This is a genomic window from Xanthomonas translucens pv. cerealis (genome assembly GCF_006838285.1).
GTDB lineage: Bacteria > Pseudomonadota > Gammaproteobacteria > Xanthomonadales > Xanthomonadaceae > Xanthomonas_A > Xanthomonas_A cerealis.
Window position 1 is genome coordinate 1,115,676 of the sequence record NZ_CP038228.1, and the last position, 22,048, is coordinate 1,137,723.

The 22,048-nt window shown below is 69.8% G+C and carries 20 protein-coding genes, 1 tRNA gene and 1 pseudogene; 15 read left to right on the top strand and 7 right to left on the bottom strand.

Annotated features, from left to right (window positions below):
- Window positions 1-17 precede the first annotated feature (17 nt).
- A complete protein-coding gene (locus E4A48_RS04945) occupies window positions 18-551 on the top strand; it encodes a hypothetical protein (RefSeq protein WP_142741969.1) in 534 nt (177 codons plus the stop codon).
- Window positions 552-860: 309 nt separating this feature from the next.
- Here E4A48_RS04945 and fdxA read toward each other — a convergent pair whose 3' ends face one another.
- From fdxA to E4A48_RS04970, 5 genes are all read right to left on the bottom strand, one after another.
- The gene (fdxA, locus tag E4A48_RS04950; protein ID WP_039005179.1) at window positions 861-1,184 is read right to left on the bottom strand and encodes a ferredoxin FdxA; all 324 of its coding nucleotides are present in this window, start codon (window positions 1,182-1,184) and stop codon (window positions 861-863) included.
- A gap of 86 nt (window positions 1,185-1,270) precedes the next feature.
- Window positions 1,271-2,170, bottom strand: coding sequence for a 2-dehydro-3-deoxygalactonokinase (locus E4A48_RS04955; protein WP_142741970.1), 900 nt, complete (start codon window positions 2,168-2,170; stop codon window positions 1,271-1,273).
- A complete protein-coding gene (locus E4A48_RS04960) occupies window positions 2,167-3,096 on the bottom strand; it encodes an SMP-30/gluconolactonase/LRE family protein (protein ID WP_039005176.1) in 930 nt (309 codons plus the stop codon). The genes E4A48_RS04955 and E4A48_RS04960 overlap by 4 nt, the downstream gene beginning before the upstream one ends.
- Window positions 3,097-3,104: 8 nt before the next feature.
- Entirely contained in the window at window positions 3,105-4,256 is a 1,152-nt protein-coding gene (dgoD, locus tag E4A48_RS04965) for a galactonate dehydratase (RefSeq protein ID WP_039005175.1), read from the bottom strand.
- The gene (locus E4A48_RS04970; RefSeq protein WP_142741971.1) at window positions 4,253-4,873 is read right to left on the bottom strand and encodes a 2-dehydro-3-deoxy-6-phosphogalactonate aldolase; all 621 of its coding nucleotides are present in this window, start codon (window positions 4,871-4,873) and stop codon (window positions 4,253-4,255) included. The genes dgoD and E4A48_RS04970 overlap by 4 nt, the downstream gene beginning before the upstream one ends.
- 331 nt (window positions 4,874-5,204) lie before the next feature.
- Between E4A48_RS04970 and E4A48_RS04975 the strand changes: the two genes are divergently transcribed.
- From E4A48_RS04975 to E4A48_RS04995, 5 genes and pseudogenes are all read left to right on the top strand, one after another.
- Window positions 5,205-6,164 carry a LysR substrate-binding domain-containing protein gene (locus tag E4A48_RS04975; protein ID WP_142741972.1) on the top strand — a complete coding sequence of 320 codons (960 nt, stop codon included), beginning with the start codon at window positions 5,205-5,207 and terminating at the stop codon, window positions 6,162-6,164.
- 180 nt (window positions 6,165-6,344) lie between these two features.
- Window positions 6,345-6,731, top strand: a pseudogene (locus E4A48_RS04980) (glycosyl hydrolase family 95 catalytic domain-containing protein); the annotation flags it as partial.
- 163 nt (window positions 6,732-6,894) lie between these two features.
- Complete coding sequence (xylB, locus tag E4A48_RS04985) at window positions 6,895-8,388, top strand: xylulokinase (protein ID WP_142741973.1); 1,494 nt, start codon at window positions 6,895-6,897, stop codon at window positions 8,386-8,388.
- 39 nt (window positions 8,389-8,427) lie between these two features.
- Complete coding sequence (gene xylA, locus E4A48_RS04990) at window positions 8,428-9,768, top strand: xylose isomerase (RefSeq protein WP_068830559.1); 1,341 nt, start codon at window positions 8,428-8,430, stop codon at window positions 9,766-9,768.
- Window positions 9,769-9,859: 91 nt separating this feature from the next.
- Window positions 9,860-11,287, top strand: a complete 1,428-nt coding sequence (locus E4A48_RS04995) for a sugar porter family MFS transporter (protein WP_058197181.1) — start codon at window positions 9,860-9,862, stop codon at window positions 11,285-11,287.
- Between the two features lie 49 nt (window positions 11,288-11,336).
- On the opposite strand, the gene E4A48_RS05000 is transcribed toward E4A48_RS04995, so the two are convergent.
- Window positions 11,337-13,130, bottom strand: coding sequence for a S53 family peptidase (locus tag E4A48_RS05000; protein ID WP_260608066.1), 1,794 nt, complete (start codon window positions 13,128-13,130; stop codon window positions 11,337-11,339).
- A 248-nt stretch (window positions 13,131-13,378) separates the two neighbouring features.
- Between E4A48_RS05000 and E4A48_RS05005 the strand changes: the two genes are divergently transcribed.
- Genes E4A48_RS05005 through E4A48_RS05015 form a run of 3 tightly spaced genes read left to right on the top strand, consistent with a single transcriptional unit; the run spans window position 13,379 to window position 16,093 of the window.
- The gene (locus E4A48_RS05005; RefSeq protein WP_039005168.1) at window positions 13,379-14,539 is read left to right on the top strand and encodes an N-acetylmuramoyl-L-alanine amidase; all 1,161 of its coding nucleotides are present in this window, start codon (window positions 13,379-13,381) and stop codon (window positions 14,537-14,539) included.
- Window positions 14,540-14,588: 49 nt separating this feature from the next.
- A complete protein-coding gene (gene folE2, locus E4A48_RS05010; RefSeq protein ID WP_185910719.1) occupies window positions 14,589-15,536 on the top strand; it encodes a GTP cyclohydrolase FolE2 in 948 nt (315 codons plus the stop codon).
- The gene (locus E4A48_RS05015; RefSeq protein ID WP_058197085.1) at window positions 15,533-16,093 is read left to right on the top strand and encodes a gamma carbonic anhydrase family protein; all 561 of its coding nucleotides are present in this window, start codon (window positions 15,533-15,535) and stop codon (window positions 16,091-16,093) included. The genes folE2 and E4A48_RS05015 overlap by 4 nt, the downstream gene beginning before the upstream one ends.
- A 91-nt stretch (window positions 16,094-16,184) precedes the next feature.
- On the opposite strand, the gene E4A48_RS05020 is transcribed toward E4A48_RS05015, so the two are convergent.
- A tRNA-Glu gene (locus E4A48_RS05020) sits at window positions 16,185-16,259 on the bottom strand.
- 103 nt (window positions 16,260-16,362) lie between these two features.
- On the opposite strand from E4A48_RS05020, the gene pcnB reads away from it, so the two are divergent.
- From pcnB to pgi, 6 genes are all read left to right on the top strand, one after another.
- A complete protein-coding gene (gene pcnB / locus E4A48_RS05025; protein ID WP_235426668.1) occupies window positions 16,363-17,706 on the top strand; it encodes a polynucleotide adenylyltransferase PcnB in 1,344 nt (447 codons plus the stop codon).
- Complete coding sequence (folK, locus tag E4A48_RS05030; protein ID WP_039005164.1) at window positions 17,703-18,215, top strand: 2-amino-4-hydroxy-6-hydroxymethyldihydropteridine diphosphokinase; 513 nt, start codon at window positions 17,703-17,705, stop codon at window positions 18,213-18,215. Before pcnB ends, folK begins: the two co-directional genes overlap by 4 nt.
- A gap of 31 nt (window positions 18,216-18,246) precedes the next feature.
- The gene (gene panB, locus E4A48_RS05035) at window positions 18,247-19,065 is read left to right on the top strand and encodes a 3-methyl-2-oxobutanoate hydroxymethyltransferase (RefSeq protein ID WP_003470178.1); all 819 of its coding nucleotides are present in this window, start codon (window positions 18,247-18,249) and stop codon (window positions 19,063-19,065) included.
- Window positions 19,062-19,901 (top strand): pantoate--beta-alanine ligase, encoded by an 840-nt coding sequence (gene panC / locus E4A48_RS05040; RefSeq protein ID WP_142741974.1) that lies wholly within the window; start codon window positions 19,062-19,064, stop codon window positions 19,899-19,901. The genes panB and panC overlap by 4 nt, the downstream gene beginning before the upstream one ends.
- A gap of 247 nt (window positions 19,902-20,148) precedes the next feature.
- A complete protein-coding gene (panD, locus tag E4A48_RS05045) occupies window positions 20,149-20,529 on the top strand; it encodes an aspartate 1-decarboxylase (protein ID WP_039005162.1) in 381 nt (126 codons plus the stop codon).
- Complete coding sequence (pgi, locus tag E4A48_RS05050) at window positions 20,526-22,040, top strand: glucose-6-phosphate isomerase (RefSeq protein ID WP_142741975.1); 1,515 nt, start codon at window positions 20,526-20,528, stop codon at window positions 22,038-22,040. Before panD ends, pgi begins: the two co-directional genes overlap by 4 nt.
- The last annotated feature ends 8 nt before the right edge of the window (window positions 22,041-22,048 follow it).

Consider the following 22,048-nt stretch of genomic DNA (forward strand, 5'->3'; position numbering starts at 1 on the left):
CCTCAGGAGATTTATCGATGCGTGCTTCCGTTCCCTACGTCCGCGTGCTGTCGGCCGCTGTGCTGGCGACCACCATGGTCGCGGCCACCAGCGGGTGCAGCTGGTTCCACAAGGGCAAGCCGCGCGGCGACTATGCGCTGGGCCCCGAAATGCGTCCGCTGGAAGTGCCGCCGGACCTGACCGCGCCGGACACCTCGGCAGCGATGAAGGTGCCGGCACTGGCGTCGGCCACGCAGCGCCCCGGCGCCAGCAGCGCGCCGGGCCAGGCCCCGGCGGCGTCGAACAGCGGCTTCGTGGTGCCGGGCGCGCGCGACCAGGTGTTCGGCCAGGTCGGCGACGCGCTGGGCGGCATCGCCGGCGTCACTGTCGCCAGCCGCGCGCAGGTGCTGGGTTCCTACGACGTGGCTTACGAAGGCAGCAATTTCCTGGTGCGCGTGGTCGCGGTGGAGGCCGGGGTCTACGTGTCGGCGGTCGATCCGCGCGGCATGCCGGCCAGCGGCGATGCCCCGGTCAAGCTGATCGCGGCGCTGAAGGCCAAGCTCGGCCATTGAACCGGTGGTGCCGGCCGGCATATGCGCCGGCCGTTGCGACGGAATACGAAACGGGCGCCGCGAGGCGCCCGTTTTGTTTGGCGAGGCGATAAAGGCCGCCAGGAGGAAGGTCGCCAGGAGATTGTGGGAGCGACTTCAGTCGCGACGGGCTTCACCGGGAAGGCGCGTCGCGACTGAAGTCGCTCCCACAACAGGTTGCCGACTGAAAATTTTTCGGTCGAAACGCTTCAACATCGCTGGCGGTACGGCCCGTTTGCATCGGGTTCGCGGCCTGGCCGCGCACGGCCCTGCGGCGATGCGGCGGATTCGTTACTTCAGCAGCAGCGGCAGCTTGTTCGGCTTGCCGTCCCACTCGGCGGCGTCGGGCAGCGGTTCCTGGCGCGTGGTCAGCACCGGCCAGGCCTTGGCCAGCTCGGCATTGAGCGCGACGAAGCCTTCCTGGCCGGCGGGCACGTCGTCCTCGGGGTAGATCGCGTTGGCCGGGCACTCCGGCTCGCACAGGGTGCAGTCGATGCACTCGTCCGGATCGATCACCAGGAAGTTGGGACCCGCGTGGAAACAATCCACGGGACACACTTCCACGCAGTCGGTGTATTTGCACTTGATGCAGTTTTCGGTGACGACAAAAGGCATGGTTCGATCCGGCGGTTAAGCGCGCAATTCTAAAGCAGTCGGCACCGCCGCGTGGGGAATGCGCGCGGCCGGCAGGCCGCGTCGGCTCAGTGGCCGATGCCGCCGCGGCGTTGCGCCAGGCGGTACAGGCCATGCGCGGCGAGGTCTTCGGGATGGCTGCGGACCTGGCTGCCCAAGGCGCGCAGCGCATGCGCATAGCGGTCGAGCAGGCCGCTGCCGCCGATCAGGTGCACGCTCGGCGCCAGCGGCAGGCGTGCGCGCAGTTCGTGGCCGATCAGCAGGCCGGACAGGTAGGACGGCGCGGCGGCCGCGCTCAGCCGCTCGAACAGGCCCAGGCTGCGTACCCCGAACAGGTGGTGCAGCAGGCCGCCGGGCGCGCCGCTGCGCTGCAGGCCGGCGTCGAAGCCGGCGCCGTCGAACTGCGCGTCGTCGGCGTCCATCAGCCGTGCCAGCAGGCTGTGCTGGCGCAGCAGCGCGTACAGCTCGCCGGTCATCATCGTCGCCAGGGCGGCGATGCGGCCGTGTTCCAGATCGACCCATTTGCTGTGGGTGCCGGGCAGGCACACGCTGTGGCGGCCGGCGCCCTGCGGCTCCTGCGCCAGGGTGTCGAGCAGCCCGATCAACTGGGTTTCCTCGCCGCGCATCACGTCCGGCACCGCCTCGGCGCCGCTGGCCACGCCGGGCACGAACCACAGCGTGCGTCCGGGCAGGGCCGGGTCGTGCAGCGGCTGCATCGCTGCGGCCAGTGCGTCGGCGTCGGCCGGGCAGGGCGCGTAAGGCAGTTCGATCCAGCCGTTGCGGCTGCCGATCATGCCGCACAGCGCTACGTCGCCGGGCCAGCCGTCGATCAGCGCCGCCAGGGTCGCGGCGAAGCGGCCCTGGCAGGCGCCGATGCCCTGGTCGCTGCGGCGCTGCTCGAGGACGCGGCCGTCGGCCGCGAGCCGGTAGCCGCGCAGGCTGCTGGTGCCCCAATCGATGGCGATCATGCGCTGGCGATGCGTGCTTCGGGCAGGCCGGCGATGCCGACCGTGGCGACGAACAGGCCGCCGGCCTGCGGGGTGCGCGCCAGTTCGGCATCGGCATGGTCCATGCGCGAGGTGCTCAGGTACAGGGTGCGGCCGTCGGCGCCGCCCAGCGCCGGGCAGGTGGGATGCTTGACCGGCAGCGCGACGCTGCGCTCGACGCTGCCGTCGGGCCGGTAGCGGACCACGCGCCAGGCGCGCCATTGCGCGTTCCACAGGTGGCCTTCGGCGTCGATGATGGCGCCGTCGGGTTCGGCGCCGGGGTGGTCCACGTCCGCGAACACGCGGCTGTTGCCGGTCTGCGCGCTGGCGGCGTCGTAGTCGCAGCACAGGATCTGCGGGCGCACCGAATCGCAGTAGTACAGGGTGCGGCCGTCGGCGCTGAAGCAGATCGCGTTGGGGATCGCCACGCCGGGCAGCGGCAGGCGGCGCAGGCCGTGGCGTGCGGACCACTGGTAGAAGCTGCCGACCGGGGCCTGGTCGGCGCGTTCGCTCATGGTGCCGAACACGAAGTTGCCGTGGCGGTCGGCGCGGCCGTCGTTGGCGCGGGTGTCGTCGCGCTCCGGCTCCAGGTCGGCCAGCTTGTGCAGCGGCAGGTCGGTGGCGTCGGCGGCGCTGGCGTCCGGGTCGGCCGCGTACACGCCCTTGGCCAAGGCCAGCAGCAGGCGGCCGTCGTCGAACAGACCCAGGCAGCCGGGGCGGTCGGGCAGGGTCCAGTGGCGGCTGGTGCCGCTGGCCGGGTCGTGGCGCCACAGCTGGCGTCGGTCGATATCGACCCAGAACAGCACTTGCCGGCGTTCGCACCAGACCACGCCTTCGCCGTGGCTGCAGCGGCTGTCCACGGCCAGCGTGGCGGTGTGCGCGGGGGCGGGGGCGGGGGCGGCGCTCATGGACTCACTCACCATTCGGCGATACTGCCGTCGGCGTGGCGCCAGACCGGGTTGTGCCAGTCGGGCGGGTTCTGGTTGGCATGGCGCAGGCGCTCCTCGTCGATTTCCACGCCCAGGCCGGGCTTGGGCAGGGCGGCGATGCTGCCGCTGTCGTCGCAGGCGAAGTCTTCCTTGTTGATCACGTAGTCGAGCAGGTCGGCGCCTTCGTTGTAGTGGATGCCGATGCTCTGTTCCTGCAGCACCGCGTTGTGCGAGACGAAATCGACCTGCAGGCAGGCGGCCAGCGCGATCGGGCCGAGCGGGCAGTGCGGGGCCAGGCCGACATCGTAGGCGTCGGCCATGCTGGCGATCTTCAGGCATTCGGTGATGCCGCCGGCATGCGACAGGTCCGGCTGCAGCAGCGACAGGCCGCCGGCCTGCAGCACCGGTTTGAAGTCGAAGCGCGAGTACATGCGTTCGCCGGCCGCCAGCGGGATCGGCGTGGAGGCGGCCAGGCGCGGATAGTATTCGGCCAGTTCCGGCAGCACCGGTTCCTCGACAAACAGCGGCTTGAACGGCTCCAGTTCGCGCAGCAGCACGCGCGCCATCGGCGCGGCGACGCGGCCGTGGAAATCGATGCCGAAGTCGATGCTGGTGCCGAACGCCTCGCGGATCTGCGCGACCTTGGCCACCGCCGCATCCACCGCGCGCGGTCCGTCGATCAGCTTCATCTCCTCGGTGCCGTTGAACTTGAACGTGTCGAAGCCCAGTTCGCGGTAGCTCTGGATCTGCGCGATGGTGGCCGACGGGCGGTCGCCGCCGACCCAGCGGTAGGTCTTCATGCGCTCGCGCACCAGCCCGCCCAGCAGTTCGTACACCGGCACGCCCAGCGCCTTGCCCTTGATGTCCCACAACGCCTGGTCGATGCCGGCGATGGCGCTCATCAGGATCGGCCCGCCGCGGTAGAAGCCGCTGCGGTACAGCAGCTGCCAGAGGTCGTTGATCCGCGCCGGATCCTTGCCGATCAGGTAGCCGCTCAACTCGTGCACCGCAGCGTCGACGCTGCGCGCGCGGCCTTCGATGACCGGTTCGCCCCAGCCGGTGATGCCTTCGTCGGTTTCGATCTTCAGGAACAGCCAGCGCGGTGCGGCGTGGTAGGTGGTGAGGCGAACGATCTTCATGCGCGGTCCAGGTAGGCTTGGCGGAAGGCGGCGGCCTGCGTCCGGGTCTGCGCCAGCGCCTGCCCGGGCCGGTACAGTTCGCCGCCGATGCCGGCGCCGATCGCGCCGGCGGCCAGGTAGTCGCGCAGGGTGTCGGTGCTGACTCCGCCGACCACGAATAGCGGCACCGTCGGCGGCAGCACCGCGCGCAGCGCGCGCAGGTGGCCGGGGCCGTAGGTGGAGGCGGGGAACAGCTTGAGCATCTGCGCGCCGGCGTCGAGCGCGTCGAAGGCCTCGGTGGCGGTGGCGAAGCCGGCCACTACCTGCAGGCCGCGCGCGACCGCGTGGCGGATTACCGGCGGGCGCGTGTTCGGGGTGACGATGAAGCGCGCGCCGAGGTCGGCGAGGGTGTCGACGTCGGCGATCTTCAGCACAGTGCCGCCGCCGATCCAGCAGCGCTGGCCGAATGCCTGCGCGGCCGCGCCGATGCTGTCGGCCCAGCGCGGCGAGTTGAGCGGGATCTCGATCGCGTCGTAGCCGGCCTCGGCCAGCGCGCCGACATGGTCCAGCGCGTCGTCGGGGGTGAGGCCGCGCAGGATCGCGATCAGGGGAAACTGGAACGGGGAGACGGCGGACATCGGCTTACCTGGCAACGGACATGGAGCGAAAGGCGTCCACCGCGACGTCGCCAGCGTGCGGCCGCAATGGCACGCCGCTGCGCGGCCGTCCCGTTGGCGACGAGCGGGCGGGCGCCATCGACCGGTGCGCTGGCGGAGCGTCCTGCTGATCTACGCTGGCGCGACGCGCCGGCGCCTTCACGAGGCGGGTGTGACGGTGGGACGGCGTCGCGGCTGGAGTCGCGACTGGACAATAGCCTGCGCGCGCGAAGGTATGCTCGGCAAATGAAATTTTAGACATATGCTATTCCGATTGTGAATACGCAACTTCTTCCCTGGACGCCTTCCGCTGATGACCGCTCCCGCCAATCCCTGGTTTAACGCCGCACGCCTGAAGACCCGCCATCTGCTGCTGCTGCTGCAGTTGCACGAGCACCGTTCGGTGCTGCGCGCGGCCGAGGCGGCGAGCATGACCCAGCCGGCCGCCTCCAAGCTGCTGGCGGAAATGGAGGATCTGCTCGGGGTCAAGCTGTTCGAGCGGCATGCGCGTGGGGTGGAGCCGACCTGGTACGGGCAGGTGCTGATCCGCCGCGCGCGCGCGGCGATGTCGGAGATCGGCCGTGCGCAGGAGGAGATCGCGGCCCTGCGCGAGGGGCGCATGGGCCAGGTCTCGATCGGCACCGTGGTCAATCCCGGCACCAACCTGGTGCCGCAGGCGATCGCCGAGGTCAAGCGCGAGTTCCCCGGCATCTTGGTGCGGGTGGAAATGGACTACAGCCGGCCGCTGGTGGCCAAGCTGCTGGACGGCCAGCTCGACATCGTGATCGGGCGCGTCCTCGGCCCGCATGGCGGCGATGAGCTGGAGTTCGAGCCGCTGGCCGACGAACCGCATTCGGCGGTGGCGCGTGCGGGGCATCCGCTGTCGGCGCGCGCCGACCTGCGCCACGCCGACCTGGCGCGCTACGGCTGGGTGCTGCCGCCGACCGACAGCGTGCTGCGCGCGCGCCTGGACGCGATGTTTCTGGAGCACGGCGTGCCGCCCCCGCAGAACGTCATCGAGACCGCGTCGCTGCCGGTGATGACCAGCCTGCTGCGCGGCAGCGACCTGCTGGCGGCGCTGCCGGCCGATGCGGTGGCGCCGTGCGTGCAGGCTAAGCTGTTGGCCGTGTTGCCGATCGCACTGGGGGTGCGGATGGAGTCGTTCGGCATCATCCGCCGCCGCGACTACATGCTGCCACCGGGTGCCGAACGCATCCTGCTGGCGCTGCGCAACGCGGCCAAGCGCCTGTATCCCGAGCGCGCGCCGGTCTGAGCGGGATAGCGCGGCGGCAGCCGTGTCTTCCTGCTGCGCGCCAGGGGCTATCGGGCGCACGGCGTGCCGTGCGTCGGCACCTGTCGGCATGCATTGCCCAGCGTTGGGTACGTGCGACCAGAGGTCCGCCGGTTCGGCCTTTCTGTTTGCCGTCAAGTTAGTCGAAAAACACGTGGCTATTATCCGCTGTTCAAAGGATGAGGCCGAGTTCTTCGTCGCCACCCTGGTGCGCGATCCGCAGAGCGGGGCGATGGTGACCAACCCGTCGCTGTCGCCGGAGAACCGGCATCCGTTCGGCGCCGCGCTGTGCGCCGGCCCGGCGATGGACGCGCAAGTGTTGCGCGATCTTTTTGCGCAGTGCATCAAAATGGGCGCGTTGCTGGGCGTGGACGCGGCCTTCGGTGAGCGCCTGGCTGCGCTGCGCACGCAGCTGCCGCGGGACGGTGTCGGCCGCGCCGGGCAGTTGCAGGAGTGGCGGCAGAACTGGGACAGGCAGGCCCCGGCACTCCACCATCGCCACGTCTGGCATCTGCACCGTCCAGCCAGATCAACCTGCGCGATACCCCGGCGGCGATCCGGCCTGGCATAACGGCCGCCTGCAGCACGCGCGACTGAGCAACGAGCGCGGCAGGCACTACACTTTGGCAGACGGCGGGCAGACCCTGACCGCCGACTTTTCTCCTGGAGCGACGATGGAACTGGGTTTGCACGACGATCGGCTGGTGTGGCAGTGAGTTTGTACATCGGCCTGGACGTGGGCACGCAGAGCGTCAAGCTGCTGGCCTACGATGCGGATAGCCGCCGCGTGGTCGCCACGCACGGCCATGCGCTGGAACTGATCAGCCGCGACGACGGCACCCGCGAGCAGCAGGCGCAGTGGTGGATCGACGGCATCGTCGCCTGCTTCGCCGCGCTGAGCGCCGAGCAGCGCGCGCAGGTGCGGGCGATTTCGGTGTCCGGGCAGCAGCACGGCTTCGTGCCGGTGGATGCGCAAGGGCAGGTCACCGCACCGGTCAAGCTGTGGTGCGACACCAGCACCCAGCTGGAGTGCGAGGAGATCATGCAGGCCGTCGGCGGCGAAGTGCGCTGCGTGGAACTGGCCGGCAACCCGATCCTGGCCGGCTACACCGCCTCCAAGCTGCCGTGGACGCGCAAGCACCGCAGCGACGCCTATGCGGCGATGACCTCGGTGCTGCTGCCGCACGACTACGTCAATTTCTGGCTCACCGGCGAGCGTTATACCGAGTTCGGCGACGCCTCCGGCAGCGGCTGGCTGGACGTGCGTACCCGGCAGTGGTCGGCGCCGCTGCTGCAGGCGATCGATCCGCAGCGCGACCTGGCCGCGGCGCTGCCGCCGCTGGTGCCGACCGAGACCACATTCGCCCTGTCCGCCGCGGCGGCGCACATCCTGGGGCTGCCGCGCGAGGTGCGCGTGGCCAGCGGCGGCGGCGACAACATGATGGCCGCGATCGGCACCGGCAACGTGGTGCCGGGACGGCTGACGATGAGCCTGGGCACGTCCGGCACGCTGTTCGCGTATGCCGATCGGCCGGTGGTGGACGCTGCCGCGCGCTGGGCCGCGTTCTGCTCGTCCAGCGGCGGCTGGCTGCCGCTGATCTGCACGATGAACTGCACCGTGGCCACCGAGACCATTTCGCGCCTGTTCGGGATCAAGACCGGGCAGGGCGAGGCCTTGCTCGACGCGACCGCGCCCGGCGCCGGCGGGCTGGTGCTGCTGCCGTTCTTCAACGGCGAGCGCACCCCGAACCTGCCGGCCGCGCGCGGCTGCATGACCGGCATGGATCTGCACAACACCACCCCGGCGCATTTCTATCGCGCGGCGATGGAAGGCGCCAGCTACAGCCTGCGCAACGGCTTCGATGCCTTCGTCGATGCCGGGCTGGCGTTCGATTCGATCTACGTCACCGGCGGTGGCAGCAAGAGTGCCGGCTGGCGCCAGCTGATCGCCGACCTGTTCGGCTTGCCGGTGCACGTGCCGGCGCAGGCCGAGGGTGCCGGGTTCGGCGCCGCGCTGCAGGCGCTGTGGGCCGACGGCCACGCACAGGGCGACCGCGCCAGCCTGGCCGAGGTGGTGCTGCAGCACCAGCAGGACGACGCCGCGCTGTCCGCGCAGCCCGATCCGCAACGCGGCGCGCAGTACCAGGCGCACTACCAGACCTTCTTGCAGCACTTGCACGCCATTGGCCCGCTCTACGCCGGCTGATCCACTTTTTCCCCCGCAAACGCACACCAGGATTTCGTCATGAGCAACTCCCCCTACATCGGCGCCAAGGAATACTTCCCGGGCATCGGCCGCATCGCGTTCGAAGGCAAGGCCTCGGACAATCCGCTGGCATTCAAGGTCTACGACGCGCACAAGCGCATCGGCGACAAGACCATGGCCGAGCACCTGCGCTTCGCCGTCGCCTACTGGCACAGCTTCTGCGGCAACGGCGCCGATCCGTTCGGTCCGGGTACGCGCGCCTATCCGTGGGACGCCGGCAGCGATGCGCTGGGCCGCGCCGAGGCCAAGGCCGATGCGGCGTTCGAATTCTTCACCAAGCTCGGCGTGCCGTACTACTGCTTCCACGATATCGATCTGGCGCCGGACGCGGACGATGTGGGCCAGTACGAGAAGAACCTCAGGCATATGGTCGGCATCGCCAAGCAGCGCCAGGCCGACACCGGCATCAAGCTGCTGTGGGGCACCGCCAACCTGTTTTCGCATCCGCGTTACATGAACGGCGCTTCGACCAATCCGGACTTCAACGTGGTCGCGCGCGCGGCGGTGCAGGTCAAGGCCGCGCTGGATGCCACCGTCGAACTGGGCGGCGAGAACTATGTGTTCTGGGGCGGCCGCGAAGGCTATGCCAGCCTGCACAACACGCAGATGAAGCGCGAGCAGGACCACATGGCGCGCTTTTTGACCATCGCCCGCGACTACGGGCGCAGCATCGGCTTCAAAGGCAATTTCCTGATCGAGCCCAAGCCGATGGAGCCGATGAAGCACCAGTACGACTTCGACAGCGCCACGGTGATCGGCTTCCTGCGCCAGCACGGGCTGGATCAAGACTTCAAGCTCAACATCGAGGCCAACCATGCCACGCTGTCGGGCCACAGCTTCGAGCACGACCTGCAGGTGGCCAGCGACGCGGGCCTGCTCGGCAGCATCGACGCCAACCGCGGCAACCCGCAGAACGGCTGGGACACCGACCAGTTCCCGACCGACCTGTACGACACGGTCGGGGCGATGCTGGTGGTGCTGCGGCAGGGCGGGCTGGCGCCGGGCGGGCTGAACTTCGACGCCAAGGTGCGGCGCGAGTCGTCCGATCCGCAGGACCTGTTCCTGGCCCACATCGGCGGCATGGACGCGTTCGCGCGCGGGCTGGAAGTGGCCCATGCGCTGCTGACGTCCTCGCCGCTGGAGCAGTGGCGCGCCGCGCGCTACAGCAGCTTCGACAGTGGTGCCGGCGCGGCGTTCGCGGCCGGCAACAGCACGCTGGCGGAGCTGGCGGCGCACGCGGCCAAGGCCGGCGCGCCCAAGCAGGTCAGCGGTCGCCAGGAAGCCTACGAGAACCTGATCAACCAGTATCTGATCCGTTGATGCGCGCGACGGCCGGCGCCACCCTTGGCGCCGGCCGTGCTGTCCATCTCCCGATGGCTGCCTTCCTTTTTGCACGACACCAGGTGACTCAATGTCCAGCGTATTCCTAGACCGCGCCCATGGCGCAGGCGAAAACACACGTCTCATCATCCTCATCAGTTGCGTCGCCACCATCGGCGGCTTTCTGTTCGGCTTCGACAGCGGCGTGATCAACGGCACCGTCGACGGCCTCAAGCAGACCTTCCATTCCAGCGCCGCCGGCACCGGCTTCGAGGTCGCCTCGATGCTGCTGGGCTGCGCGTTCGGCGCGTTCTTCGCCGGCTGGCTGGCCGACCGCCTCGGTCGCCGTGCGGTGCTGATCATCTCCGCGGTGCTGTTCCTGCTGTCGGCGCTCGGCGCCGGCGCCTCGCACAGTTCGATGTTCTTCGTTTTCGCCCGGGTCATGGGCGGTTTCGCGGTCGGCGCGGCCAGCGTGATGTCGCCGGCCTACATCGCCGAGGTCGCGCCGGCGCGCTACCGCGGACGCCTGGCCACGGTGCAGCAGATCGCGATCATCAGCGGCCTGTTCACCGCGTTTCTGAGCAACTATGTGCTGGTGAAGCTTGCCAGCGCCTCGACCGAGCCCTTGTGGCTGGGTCAGGCCGCATGGCGCTGGATGTTCTGGATGCAGGCGTTCCCGTCGTTGCTGTTCCTGCTGCTGTTGCTGGCGATCCCGGAGAGCCCGCGCTATCTGGTGGTCAAGGGCCGCCGCGAGGATGCGCTGGCGGTGCTGACCCGGCTCTACGGCCTGCGCGAGGCGAATGCCAAGCTGACCGAGATCTCCGCCTCGCTGGCCGCCGACCAGCACAAGCCGAAGCTGTCGGACCTGGTCAGCAAGGTCACCGGCAAGGTGCGTCCGATCGTGTGGATCGGCATCGGCCTGGCCACGTTCCAGCAGCTTGTCGGCATCAACGTGGTGTTCTACTACGGCGCAGTGCTGTGGCAGGCAGTGGGCTTTTCCGAAAGCGATTCGCTGCTGATCAACGTGCTGTCCGGCGCGCTGAGCATCGGCGCCTGCCTGATCACGGTGCTGCTGATCGACAGGATCGGGCGCAAACCGCTGCTGTGGATCGGTTCGGCCGGCATGGCCGTGTCGCTGGCGCTGGTCACCCTGGCCTTCGCCAGCGCCTCGCTGGACGCGGCGGGCAAGCTGGCGATGTCGCCGGGCATGGGCCGTCTGGCGCTGGTCGCGGCCAACGTCTACGTGATCTTCTTCAACATGTCCTGGGGTCCAGTGATGTGGGTGATGCTGGGCGAGATGTTCCCGAACCAGATCCGCGGCTCCGGCCTGGCGGTTGCGGGCGCGGCGCAGTGGACCTCGAACTTCGCCATCACCGTGTCGTTCCCGGTCCTGCTCGGCAGCATCGGTCTGGCCGGCGCCTACGGCATCTACACCGTGGCCGCGTTCGTCTCGGTGTTCTTCGTGCTCAAGTACGTGTACGAGACCAAGGGCCGCGAGCTGGAGCAGATGCAGGGCTGAGCCGCGCGCAGCCGGCGCGCGGCAATGCGCGCCGGCTGCCACGCCGGGTTCAGTGTGCCTGCAGGTAGCGGCCGAATGCCAGCATGTCGATGCTGCCCCAGCCCGACGCCAGATCGAAGCCGCTTGCGGCCCTGTAGCCGTCCGCATACAGCCCGTTGTCGCCTTGCAGCACGTCGTGGCGGTTGCCGACGGCGCCCTTGGCATAGGCATACAGCGCAGGGGCGATGAAGCCGAGCCTATGGCCGTTGGCCTGCTCGAGCCTGGCCAGCAGGCCGGCGAAGGTCGGCGTCGCGGCGCTGGTGCCGTACACGTACTCTTCTGTCTCTTCGCCGTTGGCGTCGCTGCCCAGGATCATCGCGCTGCTGTTGGCGGAACCGTTGAAGCTGACGTCAGGCACGGCGCGGTAGCCATTGCCGACGATGTCGGGAATCGTGCGCTGCTGCCAGCTGGGCGCGGCATAGCGCTTGCTCAGGCCGCCTTGGCTGATCTGCTGGCCGCGCCGGGCATTCCAGACGCTCTCGTCCACATAGGTGCTGCTGGAATTGGCCGCGCTGCGCAGCTCGGTGGCACCGACCGCGATCGCATACGGGTGGCTCGCCGGAAACGCCACCGCGCGCTGCTGCAGCCTGCCCTGCAGGCTGGCGTAGTAGGGCGGGCTGCTGGCCGCGCTGAACGGCGCGTAGATGCCGTCGTCGCCACTGCAGACCAGGAAATTCTGGCCGTTGCCGACCGCCTGGTTGAGCGCCGCGCTCAATGCCTGGTCGATGTCGTCTGACGCGGAATCCTCGCGGGCGTAGATGGACATGCTGACCAGGCTGGCCGCATTGTCGTCGGCGGCGCGTTGAAGGCCCTCGATCAGGCTGGTCCACAGGAAGTCGGGGATGTCGTAGATGACCAGGTTGTCCAGGCCGCCGGCGGTGCCCAGCAGCAATTGCGTGTCCATGTCCCATTCGATCTCGTTGTTGCTGTCGGCGTAGCCGGCCGCTGCCGGGTCGGCGGTCTTGATCACTGTGACCCTGGTCTGCAGATTGTGCTTGCGCTGGAAACTGCGCAGGTGGGCGAGGGTGCTGTCCAGGTTGCCCACCGCCACGATCGCGGCGGTGGTGCCGGAGGCGATCGGTAGCGCAGATGCGTTGTACAGCGCTGGCAAATCTTCCACCGCATGCCGCACCGCCACCGGTCCTTGCGTGGGCTGCGCGCCGATGCGCTGGCTGTCGGCGGCCGCGCCATGGCCCTGGCCGCGCGGCGCGGTCTGCGGCAACGCGGCGCTGCGCACGTTGTCCAGGCCGAGCACGCCGCCGACCACACCGGCCAGCGCGGTCGGAACCTTGGCCGCGCCGTCGTTGAGGTAGAGCGTCTTGCCGCCGGCCTGGTAGGTGCGGATCGAGACGTCGAACGCGGCCTGGACCGCCGCGACGCTGGCCGTGGCCAGGATCAGGCTGCCGTTGCCGGCGATCCGCATGTCGGTGATGCCCTTGCCCAGCAGATAGTCCTGCACCTGCCGCAGTTGCGCCGCGCTCGGCGCCGTGCGCGCCTTGAGTTGCGCCTGCAGCGTGGGATCGGCCGTGCCGCGCGCCAGCAGTGCGGCGCTGGCCTGCTGCAGGGCGGCGCTGTCGGCCGGCCTGAGCACGATGCCGATGCTCAGCTGCATCTGCGGCGGCGCCGGCTGCAGCGCCACCGCGCGGTCCGGCAGCGCCCGCGGCTGTCCATGCTCGATCTGGCTGCGGGTGCCGGTGGCGGTCCATCCGCTGATGTGCGAGGCGCTGGCGGGCGCTGCAGCGGTGGCGGCGGCCATGGCGCAGAGCGCGCCGAGCGTTAGGGGAGTGCGACGTGGAGCGGGCATGGCGTGGTTCTTCCAGGGCTGGGGGAGGGCCCTGAGTGGACCATGCCGGTGGGGGCCGGGTTCGGCGATCCTGGAAGTTGTCTACGCGCGCCTGCATGCAGACCAGCGTCGATGGTGCGTTGCGGCAGATTATGTTACTTTATAACATTATTGAGACTGTGGAGCAGTGCCGTGTGCGGTCACCTTCGTTTTGCTAGCGCTCCCATCGCTATGTCCAGGCCGCGCCTCGCCGCGGTCGCGAGCGGCGCATGAACCGGCGCCAGTGGCTATGTCTGGCCGGCTCGACCCTGCTGCTGGCGCCAGCGTTCGCCAGCGCCAGTACGCCAATCCAGCTGAGCGCCTGCACCCTGGAAACCGAGGCGGGCCGCCTGCGTCTTCGCCTGCAGCTGCAGGCGACGGTGGCCTATCGGCTGTTCGCGCTGTCCGATCCGGAGCGATTGGTGATCGATCTGCCCGTGGCCGCGGCGCAGCTGCCGACGCTGCCGACGCCGCAACCCGGCATGGTGGTCAGCGCGATCCGCAGTGGCGCGCGCGACGATGGTGTGCGCATCGTGCTGGAGCTGCGCCGGCCGGTGGCGGCCAGCGCACGCTGGGACATCGGCGAGGCGGCGATGCCGCCGCAGTTGCTGCTCGACCTCGGCCCGGTCGATCCTGCGGCTGCGGCCACGCTGGTGGTGCCGCCGCGCACGTCGATCGGGCTGTCGTCGCGGCCGCGCGTGGTCGCCATCGACGCCGGTCACGGCGGCAAGGACCCGGGTGCGGTCAGCGCCGACGCCCTCTACGAAAAGCACGTGGCGATGGGCGTGGCCGGGCGCCTGCACCAGGCGCTGCAGGCCGACCCGCGCTACCGGCCGACGCTGATCCGAAGCGACGACCGCTTCGTGCCGCTGCACGAGCGGGTGGTGATCGCGCACCAGCGCAAGGCCGATCTGTTCGTGTCGATCCATGCCGACGCCGCGCCGAACCGCAGCGCGCAGGGCGCCTCGGTGTACGCGCTGTCGGAGAACGGCGCCAGCTCTGCGCTGGCGCGCTGGATCGCCGACAGCGAGAACAGCGCCGACCAGTACAGCAACGTCGCCGAGCGCTACCTGCGGCAGAAAGACCCGGTGCTGTCGAAGGTGCTGGTGGACCTGTCGATGAGCGGCACCATCGCCACCAGCCTGCAGTTCGGCAAGAGCATGCTCGGGCGCCTGCAGCAGGTCACCCGGCTGCACCAGGGCGAGGTCGGCCAGGCCGGCTTCGCGGTGCTCAAATCGCCGGACATTCCGTCGCTGCTGGTCGAGACCGGCTTCATGAGCAACGCCGACGATTGCCGCCGGCTGGTCAGCGACCGCCACCAGGAAGAACTGGCGCAGTCGCTGCAACTGGGCATCGACGATTACTTCCAGGCGTTTCCGGTGCATGCCTGAGCCGCTGCGTTCTCTTCCACTGACCTTTGCCCATCCAATGCACCTGCCCATGCAATCGCCGCTGCCCGACGTCGCGAGCAGCGAACCCTCCACGATCGCCGCGCCGCTGCAGTGGGTCGGCATGGACGGCATCGCCCTGCCGATCCGCCTGTGCGATGCGGCCGCCACCGACGCCCTGCCGGCGCAGGCGGCGCTGCACGTCGATCTGCCGGCGGTGCAGGTCAAGGGCATCCACATGTCGCGGCTGTACCGGCTGCTGGACGATTACGCGCAGCAGCCGCTGTCGCCGTCCCTCTTGGCGCAGCTGCTGCGCGCGATGGTGCACAGCCATGCCGATTGCGCCTCCAGCGCGGCGCGGGTATCGCTGCGCCTGTCGCTGCTGCGGCGCAGCCCGGCGTTGCGCAGCGAGGGACTGGCTGGCTGGAAGGCGTATCCGCTGCGGATCGACGCGGTGCTGCGCGGCGCCAGCGTGCGCGTGGAGGTCGCCGTGGACGTGCTCTATTCCTCGACCTGTCCGTGCTCGGCGGCGCTGGCGCGGCAATTGCTCAGCGCGGCGTTCCTGCAGCAGCATGCCGCGCAGCCCTCGCTGCAGCGCGAGGCCGTGGCCGCGTGGCTGCTGCAGCATGGCAGCCATGCCACCGCGCACAGCCAGCGCAGCATCGCCACGCTGCAGGTGGCGGTGTCGCCGCGCGCGCTGCGCTTCGACCTGAGCGCGTTGATCGAACTGGCCGAGCAGGCCCTGGCCACGCCGGTGCAGGCCGCGGTGCGGCGCGCCGACGAACAGGCTTTCGCCCGCCTCAATGGCGCCAACCTGATGTACGTGGAAGATGCGGCGCGGCGCCTGCAGCAGGCGCTAGGCGCGCGCTACCAGGGCGTAAGGGTGCAGGTGCGGCACCTGGAGAGCCTGCACCCGCACGACGCGGTGGCCGAGGCCGGTGCTCCCGAAAGCGGATCCGGCGCTCCGGATCCGTTCGCGGCGGGCGAGGGCGCCCGATGATCCGCCGCAATCCGCGCGGCGACCTGCCGGTGGTCGACGAGAGCGCATTCGTCGATCCCACCGCCATCCTGTGCGGACGGGTCGTTGTCGCCGCGCACGTGTTCATCGGCCCGTACGCGGTGATCCGCGCCGACGAGACCGACGCCGACGGCGGCATCGAGCCGATCCACATCGGCGCCTACGCCAACATCCAGGACGGGGTGGTGATCCATTCCAAAGCCGGCGCGGCGGTGCTGATCGGGGCGCGCAGCTCGATCGCGCACCGCGCCATCGTGCATGGGCCGTGCACGGTCGGCGAGCGCGTGTTCATCGGCTTCAACAGCGTGCTGTTCAATTGCGAGGTCGGCGACGGCTGCGTGGTCCGGCACAATGCCGTGGTCGACGGCTGCGATCTGCCGCCGGGGTTCTACGTGCCGTCGACCGAGCGCATCGGGCCGTGCACCGACCTGTCCAGGATCGCGCGGGTCAGCGTCGCAGCCAGCGAATTCTCCGAGGAGGTGGCCGCGACCAACATCCGCCTGGTCGAGGGCTACCGGCGCCTGCGCAACCAATGGTGAGTGAGCGCGCCCCGGTCCGGGGCCGGCCCCACAACGCAAAAGCCCCGCCAGGGCGGGGCTTTTGTGGTTTTCGCTGCAGGCGAGGCGCCGATGGTGCTCCCTAGGGGGCTCGAACCCCTGTTTTAGCCTTGAGAGGGCCACGTCCTAACCATTAGACGAAGGGAGCAGGTTGGTCGCATCGATTGCAGGGCGCTAGTATATGGGGCTAGCCGCCCGGCGGCAATCCCGCAACTCGATACGGAAGCGCCATCATCAATCCGCCAGTTCCTGTGCCGTTCACCCTGCAGCTGATCCCGCGCGATCAGCACAACGTCTCGCGCAAGGACATCAGTCCCAATGCGTTGCGCGTGCTGTACCGGCTACGCGAAGCCGGCTTCGGCGCGTACCTGGTCGGCGGCGCGGTCCGCGACCTGCTGGTCGAGCTGCAGCCCAAGGACTTCGACGTCGCCACCGACGCCACCCCCGAGCAGGTCAAGCAGCTGTTCCGCAACTGCCGCCTGATCGGCCGCCGCTTCCGCCTGGCGCACGTGGTGTACGGCCGCGAGATCATCGAGGTGGCCACGTTCCGCGCCAACGTCGACGACGGCAGCGGCGACCGCGAACTCGACAACGGCCGCCTGGTCCGCGACAACGTCTACGGCAGCATCGAGGACGACGCGGTCCGCCGCGACTTCACCTGCAACGCGCTGTACTACGCGATCGAGGATTTCTCGGTGCGCGACTACACCGGCGGTTTCGCCGACGTGCAGGCGCGGCTGATGCGCATGATCGGCGACCCCGAGCAGCGCTACCGCGAAGACCCGGTGCGCATGCTGCGCGCGGTGCGCCTGGCCGCCAAGCTGAATTTCGAGATCGAGCCGAGCACCGCCGAGCCGCTCCCGCGCCTGGCCGGGCTGCTGGCCGAAGCGGCGCCGGCCCGGTTGTTCGAGGAAGTGCTGAAGCTGTTCCTGTCCGGCGACGGCGTGGCCAGCTTCGAGGGCCTGGAGCGTTACGGCCTGCTCGCCGCGCTGTTCCCGGAGAGCGCCGCGGCGCTGCATTCCAACCGCAGCGGCGCGCTGCGGCGAATGCTGATCGAAGGCCTGCGCAGCACCGATGCGCGGGTGGCCAACGACGAGCCGGTATCGCCGGCGTTCCTGTTCGCGCTGCTGCTGTGGCCGGCCTACTGCCGCGCGCTGATGGCGCTGCAGAAGCAGGGCATGCAGCTGGAAGAAGCGCAGCGTCGCGCCGCCGACCGGGTGACCCTGCACCAGCTGAGCACGGTCGCGTTGCCGCGGCGTTTCTCGCTGCCGATGCAGGAGATCTGGCTGCTGCAGTCGCGCTTCACCTCGCGGCAGAAGAAGCGGGTGGTGCGCACGCTATCGCATCCGCGCTTCCGCGCCGCGTTCGATTTCCTGATCCTGCGCCAGTCGGCCTCGGCCGAGCACGAGGCCGACATCGCCTATTGGCGCGAACTGCAGCAGCAGCCCGGTTACGCGCCGCCGCCGCGCGGCTTCGACCCGGAGATCGACTACGTCGGCGACGAAGTGGCGATGGCACCGGCCGACAGCGAGGAAACCCCCAAGCGCCGCCGGCGCCGGCGCCGGCGTCCGGATGCCGCCGCACCGGCCGAGTGAGCGCCGCGCTCGGTCCCGCGCCGGTGCAGGCCTGCATCGGCCTGGGCGGCAACCTCGGCGATGCGGTCGCCACCCTGCGCGCGGCCATCGCCGCCCTGGACACGCTGCCGCACACACGCCTGCTGCGCGCCTCGCAGCTGTACCGCAGCCCGGCCTGGGGCAACCAGGCGCAGCCGGATTTCATCAATGCCGCCGCGCTGCTGAGCACCGGCTTGCCGGCGCCGGAACTGCTGCAGGCGCTGCTGGCGTTGGAAGCCCGCCACGGCCGCCAGCGCACCCCCGGCGAGCGCTGGGGCCCGCGCACCCTGGACCTGGATCTGCTGCTGTACGCCGAGGCGGTGATCGATCTGCCCGGCTTGCAGGTGCCGCACCCGCACCTGCACCAGCGCGGTTTCGCCTTGCTGCCGCTGGCCGAGATCGCCGCCGAGGCGACCATTCCCGGCCATGGAACGGTGCGTGACGTCAGCGGCCGCATCGAAACCGACGGGATCGTGGCAATCGGTAGATAATGTCCGGCTTATCACCGCACCGCATGAGCTTATGAGCAGCCACGCCGACAGCAAGCCCTGGACCGTTCCCGCCCTGGCCGAGGCCAAGCGCCGCCAGCAGAAACTGGTGATGCTGACCGCCTACGACGCCGGCTTCGCACGCGTGTTCGAGGCCAATGGCGTGGACCTGATCCTGATCGGCGATTCGCTGGGCATGGTGGTGCAGGGCCACGACTCGACCCTGCCGGTGACCGTGGACGACATCGTCTATCACACCGCGGCGGTGGCACGGGTGCTGCAGCGCGCGCTGCTGGTGGCCGACCTGCCGTTTCAGTCCGACGCCACCCCCGAGCGCGCGCTGGACGCGGCGACCCGGCTGCTGCAGGCCGGCGCGGAGATGGTCAAGCTGGAGGGCGCCGGGCACAAGCTGGAGGTGATCCGCTTCCTCAGCGAGCGCGACATCCCGGTGTGTTCGCACCTGGGCCTGACCCCGCAGTCGGTGCTGACTTTCGGCGGCTACAAGATCCAGGGCCGCGAGCAAGCCGCCGCGGCCAAACTGCTTGCCGACGCCAAGGCGGCGGCTGCGGCCGGCGCCGCGCTGCTGGTGCTGGAATGCGTGCCGTCGCCGCTGGCCGCGCGCATCACCGCCGAGATCGGGATTCCCACCATCGGCATCGGCGCCGGTCCCGACTGCGACGGCCAGGTGCTGGTGCTGCACGACGTCCTGGGCCTGGACAGCGGCCACCGGCGGCCGCGCTTCGTCAAGGATTTCCTGGCCGAAGGCGGCTCCATCGCCGGCGCGGTGCGCGCCTATGCCGACGCGGTGCGCGCCGGCACCTTCCCCGACGCCGAACACGCCTACGCCAAATGATCGAAACCCTCACCGACCTGGCGCGGCTGCGCGCCGTCGTTTCCGGCTGGAAGCGGCAGGGCCTGCGCGTGGCCTTCGTGCCGACCATGGGCAACCTGCACGCCGGGCATTTCTCGCTGGTGATGCTGGCCCGGCAATACGCCGACCGGGTGGTGTCCAGCGTGTTCGTCAACCCGACCCAGTTCGGGCCGAACGAGGACTTCACCCGCTACCCGCGCACCCCCGAGGCCGACACCAGCGGCCTGGAAGGCGCCGGCTGCGACGTGCTGTGGCTGCCGACGGTGGAGAGCATGTACCCGCTTGGCGTGGAGCTGGCGCTGCGCATGCACACGCCCGGAGTCAGCGAAGTGCTGGAAGGCGCCTGCCGTCCCGGCCATTTCGACGGCGTGTGCACCGTGGTCGCGCGTCTGTTCAACCAGGTGCAGCCGGACCTGGCCGCGTTCGGCAAGAAGGACTACCAGCAGCTGGCGGTGATCCGGCAGATGGTGGCCGACCTGGCGTTCCCGATCGAGATCCTGGGCGGCGGCATCGTACGCGAGGCCGACGGTCTGGCGATGAGTTCGCGCAACCAGTATCTGTCGGCCGAGGAGCGGCCGCGCGCGGCGCAGATCCGCCAGACCCTGCTGGCGATGCGCGACTGGCATGTCGCCGGGCGTCCGCGTGCCGAGATCGAGGCGGCGGCCAGCGCGCAGCTGCAGGCCGCCGGCTTCGTGGTCGATTACACCGTGCTGCGCCTGCCCGACCTGAGCGAGCCGCAGGATCACCAAGGCCCACGCGTGGCGCTGATCGCCGCGCGCCTGGGGCGCACCCGCCTGATCGACAATCTGGAATTCTGAGCGCGCCGGCCACCGGGGTGCGGCGCGCCGGTCGGCTTCGCGCGTCGCGACTGTATCCGCAGCAGCAAGCTGCGCCGCTCGCCGCGTCGCGCATTGCGGCAGCAAGCGGTCACGCCATGTCCTGTGGCCTGCATGCCAAGACGAACGCCGGACAACGTCGCATACGCACCGCCAGCCCCTGCTGCCGCTGCCGCTTAACCCCCCGGCTGCTAAACTGCGCTTCTTTCCTCACCGCAGTACCGCAAGCATGCAACTGAGCCTGTTGAAGACCAAGATCCACCGCGCCACCGTCACCCATTCGGAGCTCAACTACGAAGGGTCGATCGCTATCGACGGGCTGCTGCTGGACGCCACCGGCATCCGCGAGTTCGAGCAGGTGCACATCTGGGACGTCACCAACGGCGCACGCTTCAGCACCTACGCGATCCGCGCCGACGAAGGCAGCGGCATCGTCTCGCTCAACGGCGGCGCGGCGCGCCACGTGCAGGTCGGCGACCTGATCATCATCGCCGCCTTCGCCGGCATGAGCGAAGAGGAGGCCGCGCGCTTCCAGCCGATCCTGGTCTACGTGGACGGCGCCAACAAGATCACCCATACCAACCACAGCATCCCGAAGCAGGCCGCATGACACAGTCCAACGGTTTCGACGCACTGCACGCCCACGCCCAGCGCTTGCGCGGGGCGCGCCTTCCCGAACTGCTGGCCGCCGAGCCCGGCCGGGTCGACGACCTGGCGCTGCAGGTCGGGCCGTTGTACTTCAACTTCGCCCGGCAGACATACGACCGTGCCGCGCTCGACGCGCTGCTGGCGCTGGCCGCCGAACATGACGTGGCCGGCGCGTTCCAGCGCCTGTTCCGCGGCGAGACGGTCAACGTCACCGAAGGCCGCGCCGCACTGCATACCGCGCTGCGCGGCGAGCTCAGCGGCGCGCCGGTGGCGGCCGACGCCAACGCCAGCGCGCGCGAGGTGCAGCAGCGCATGCGCGCACTGATCCAGGCGCTGGCGCAGACCGAGGTCACCGACATCGTCAGCGTCGGCATCGGCGGTTCCGACCTGGGCCCGCGGCTGGTCGCCGACGCGCTGCGTCCGGCCGACGGCGCGCGTTTCCGCGTGCATTTCGTCTCCAACGTCGATGGCGCGGCGATGCAGCGCACGCTGGCCACGCTGGATCCGGCGCGCACCGCCGGCGTGCTGATCTCCAAGACCTTCGGTACCCAGGAAACCCTGCTCAACGGCCAGATCCTGCGCGACTGGCTCGGCGGCAGCGAGCGCCTTTACGCGGTCAGCGCCAATCCCGAGCGCGCCGCCAAGGCCTTCGACATCGCCGCCAGCCGCGTGCTGCCGATGTGGGACTGGGTCGGCGGCCGCTACTCGCTGTGGTCGGCGGTGGGCTTCCCGATCGCGCTGGCGATCGGTGCCGACGGCTTCGAGCAGTTGCTGGCCGGCGCCGCGCAGTTCGACGCACACGCGCTGACCGCGCCGCTGGCGCGCAACGTGGCGGTGCTGCATGCGCTGACCACGCTGTGGAACCGCAACGTGCTCGGCTACGCCACGCAGGCGGTGATGACCTACGACCAGCGCCTGGCGCTGCTGCCGGCCTACCTGCAGCAACTGGTGATGGAGAGCCTGGGCAAGCGCGTGCGCCTGGACGGCAGCCCGGTGCAGGCCGATACCGTGCCGGTGTGGTGGGGCGGCGCCGGCACCGACGTGCAGCACAGCTTCTTCCAGGCGCTGCACCAGGGCACCAGCATCGTGCCGGCCGATTTCATCGGCTGCATCCGCAACGACGATCCGTACACGGTCAACCACCAGGCGCTGCTGGCCAACCTGCTGGCCCAGACCGAGGCGCTGGCGAACGGGCAGGGCAGCGACGACCCGCACCGCGACTACCCCGGCGGCCGCCCGAGCACGCTGATCCTGCTCGACGCGCTGACCCCGCAGGCGCTGGGCGCGCTGATCGCGATGTACGAGCACAGCGTCTACGTGCAGTCGGTGATCTGGGGCATCAACGCCTTCGACCAGTTCGGCGTGGAACTGGGCAAGCAACTGGCCAGCCAGCTGCTGCCGGCGCTGCAGGGCGAAACCACCGAGGTCTCCGACCCGGTGACGCGCGCGGTACTGGCGCGCTTGCGCGGCTGAGTCGCAGT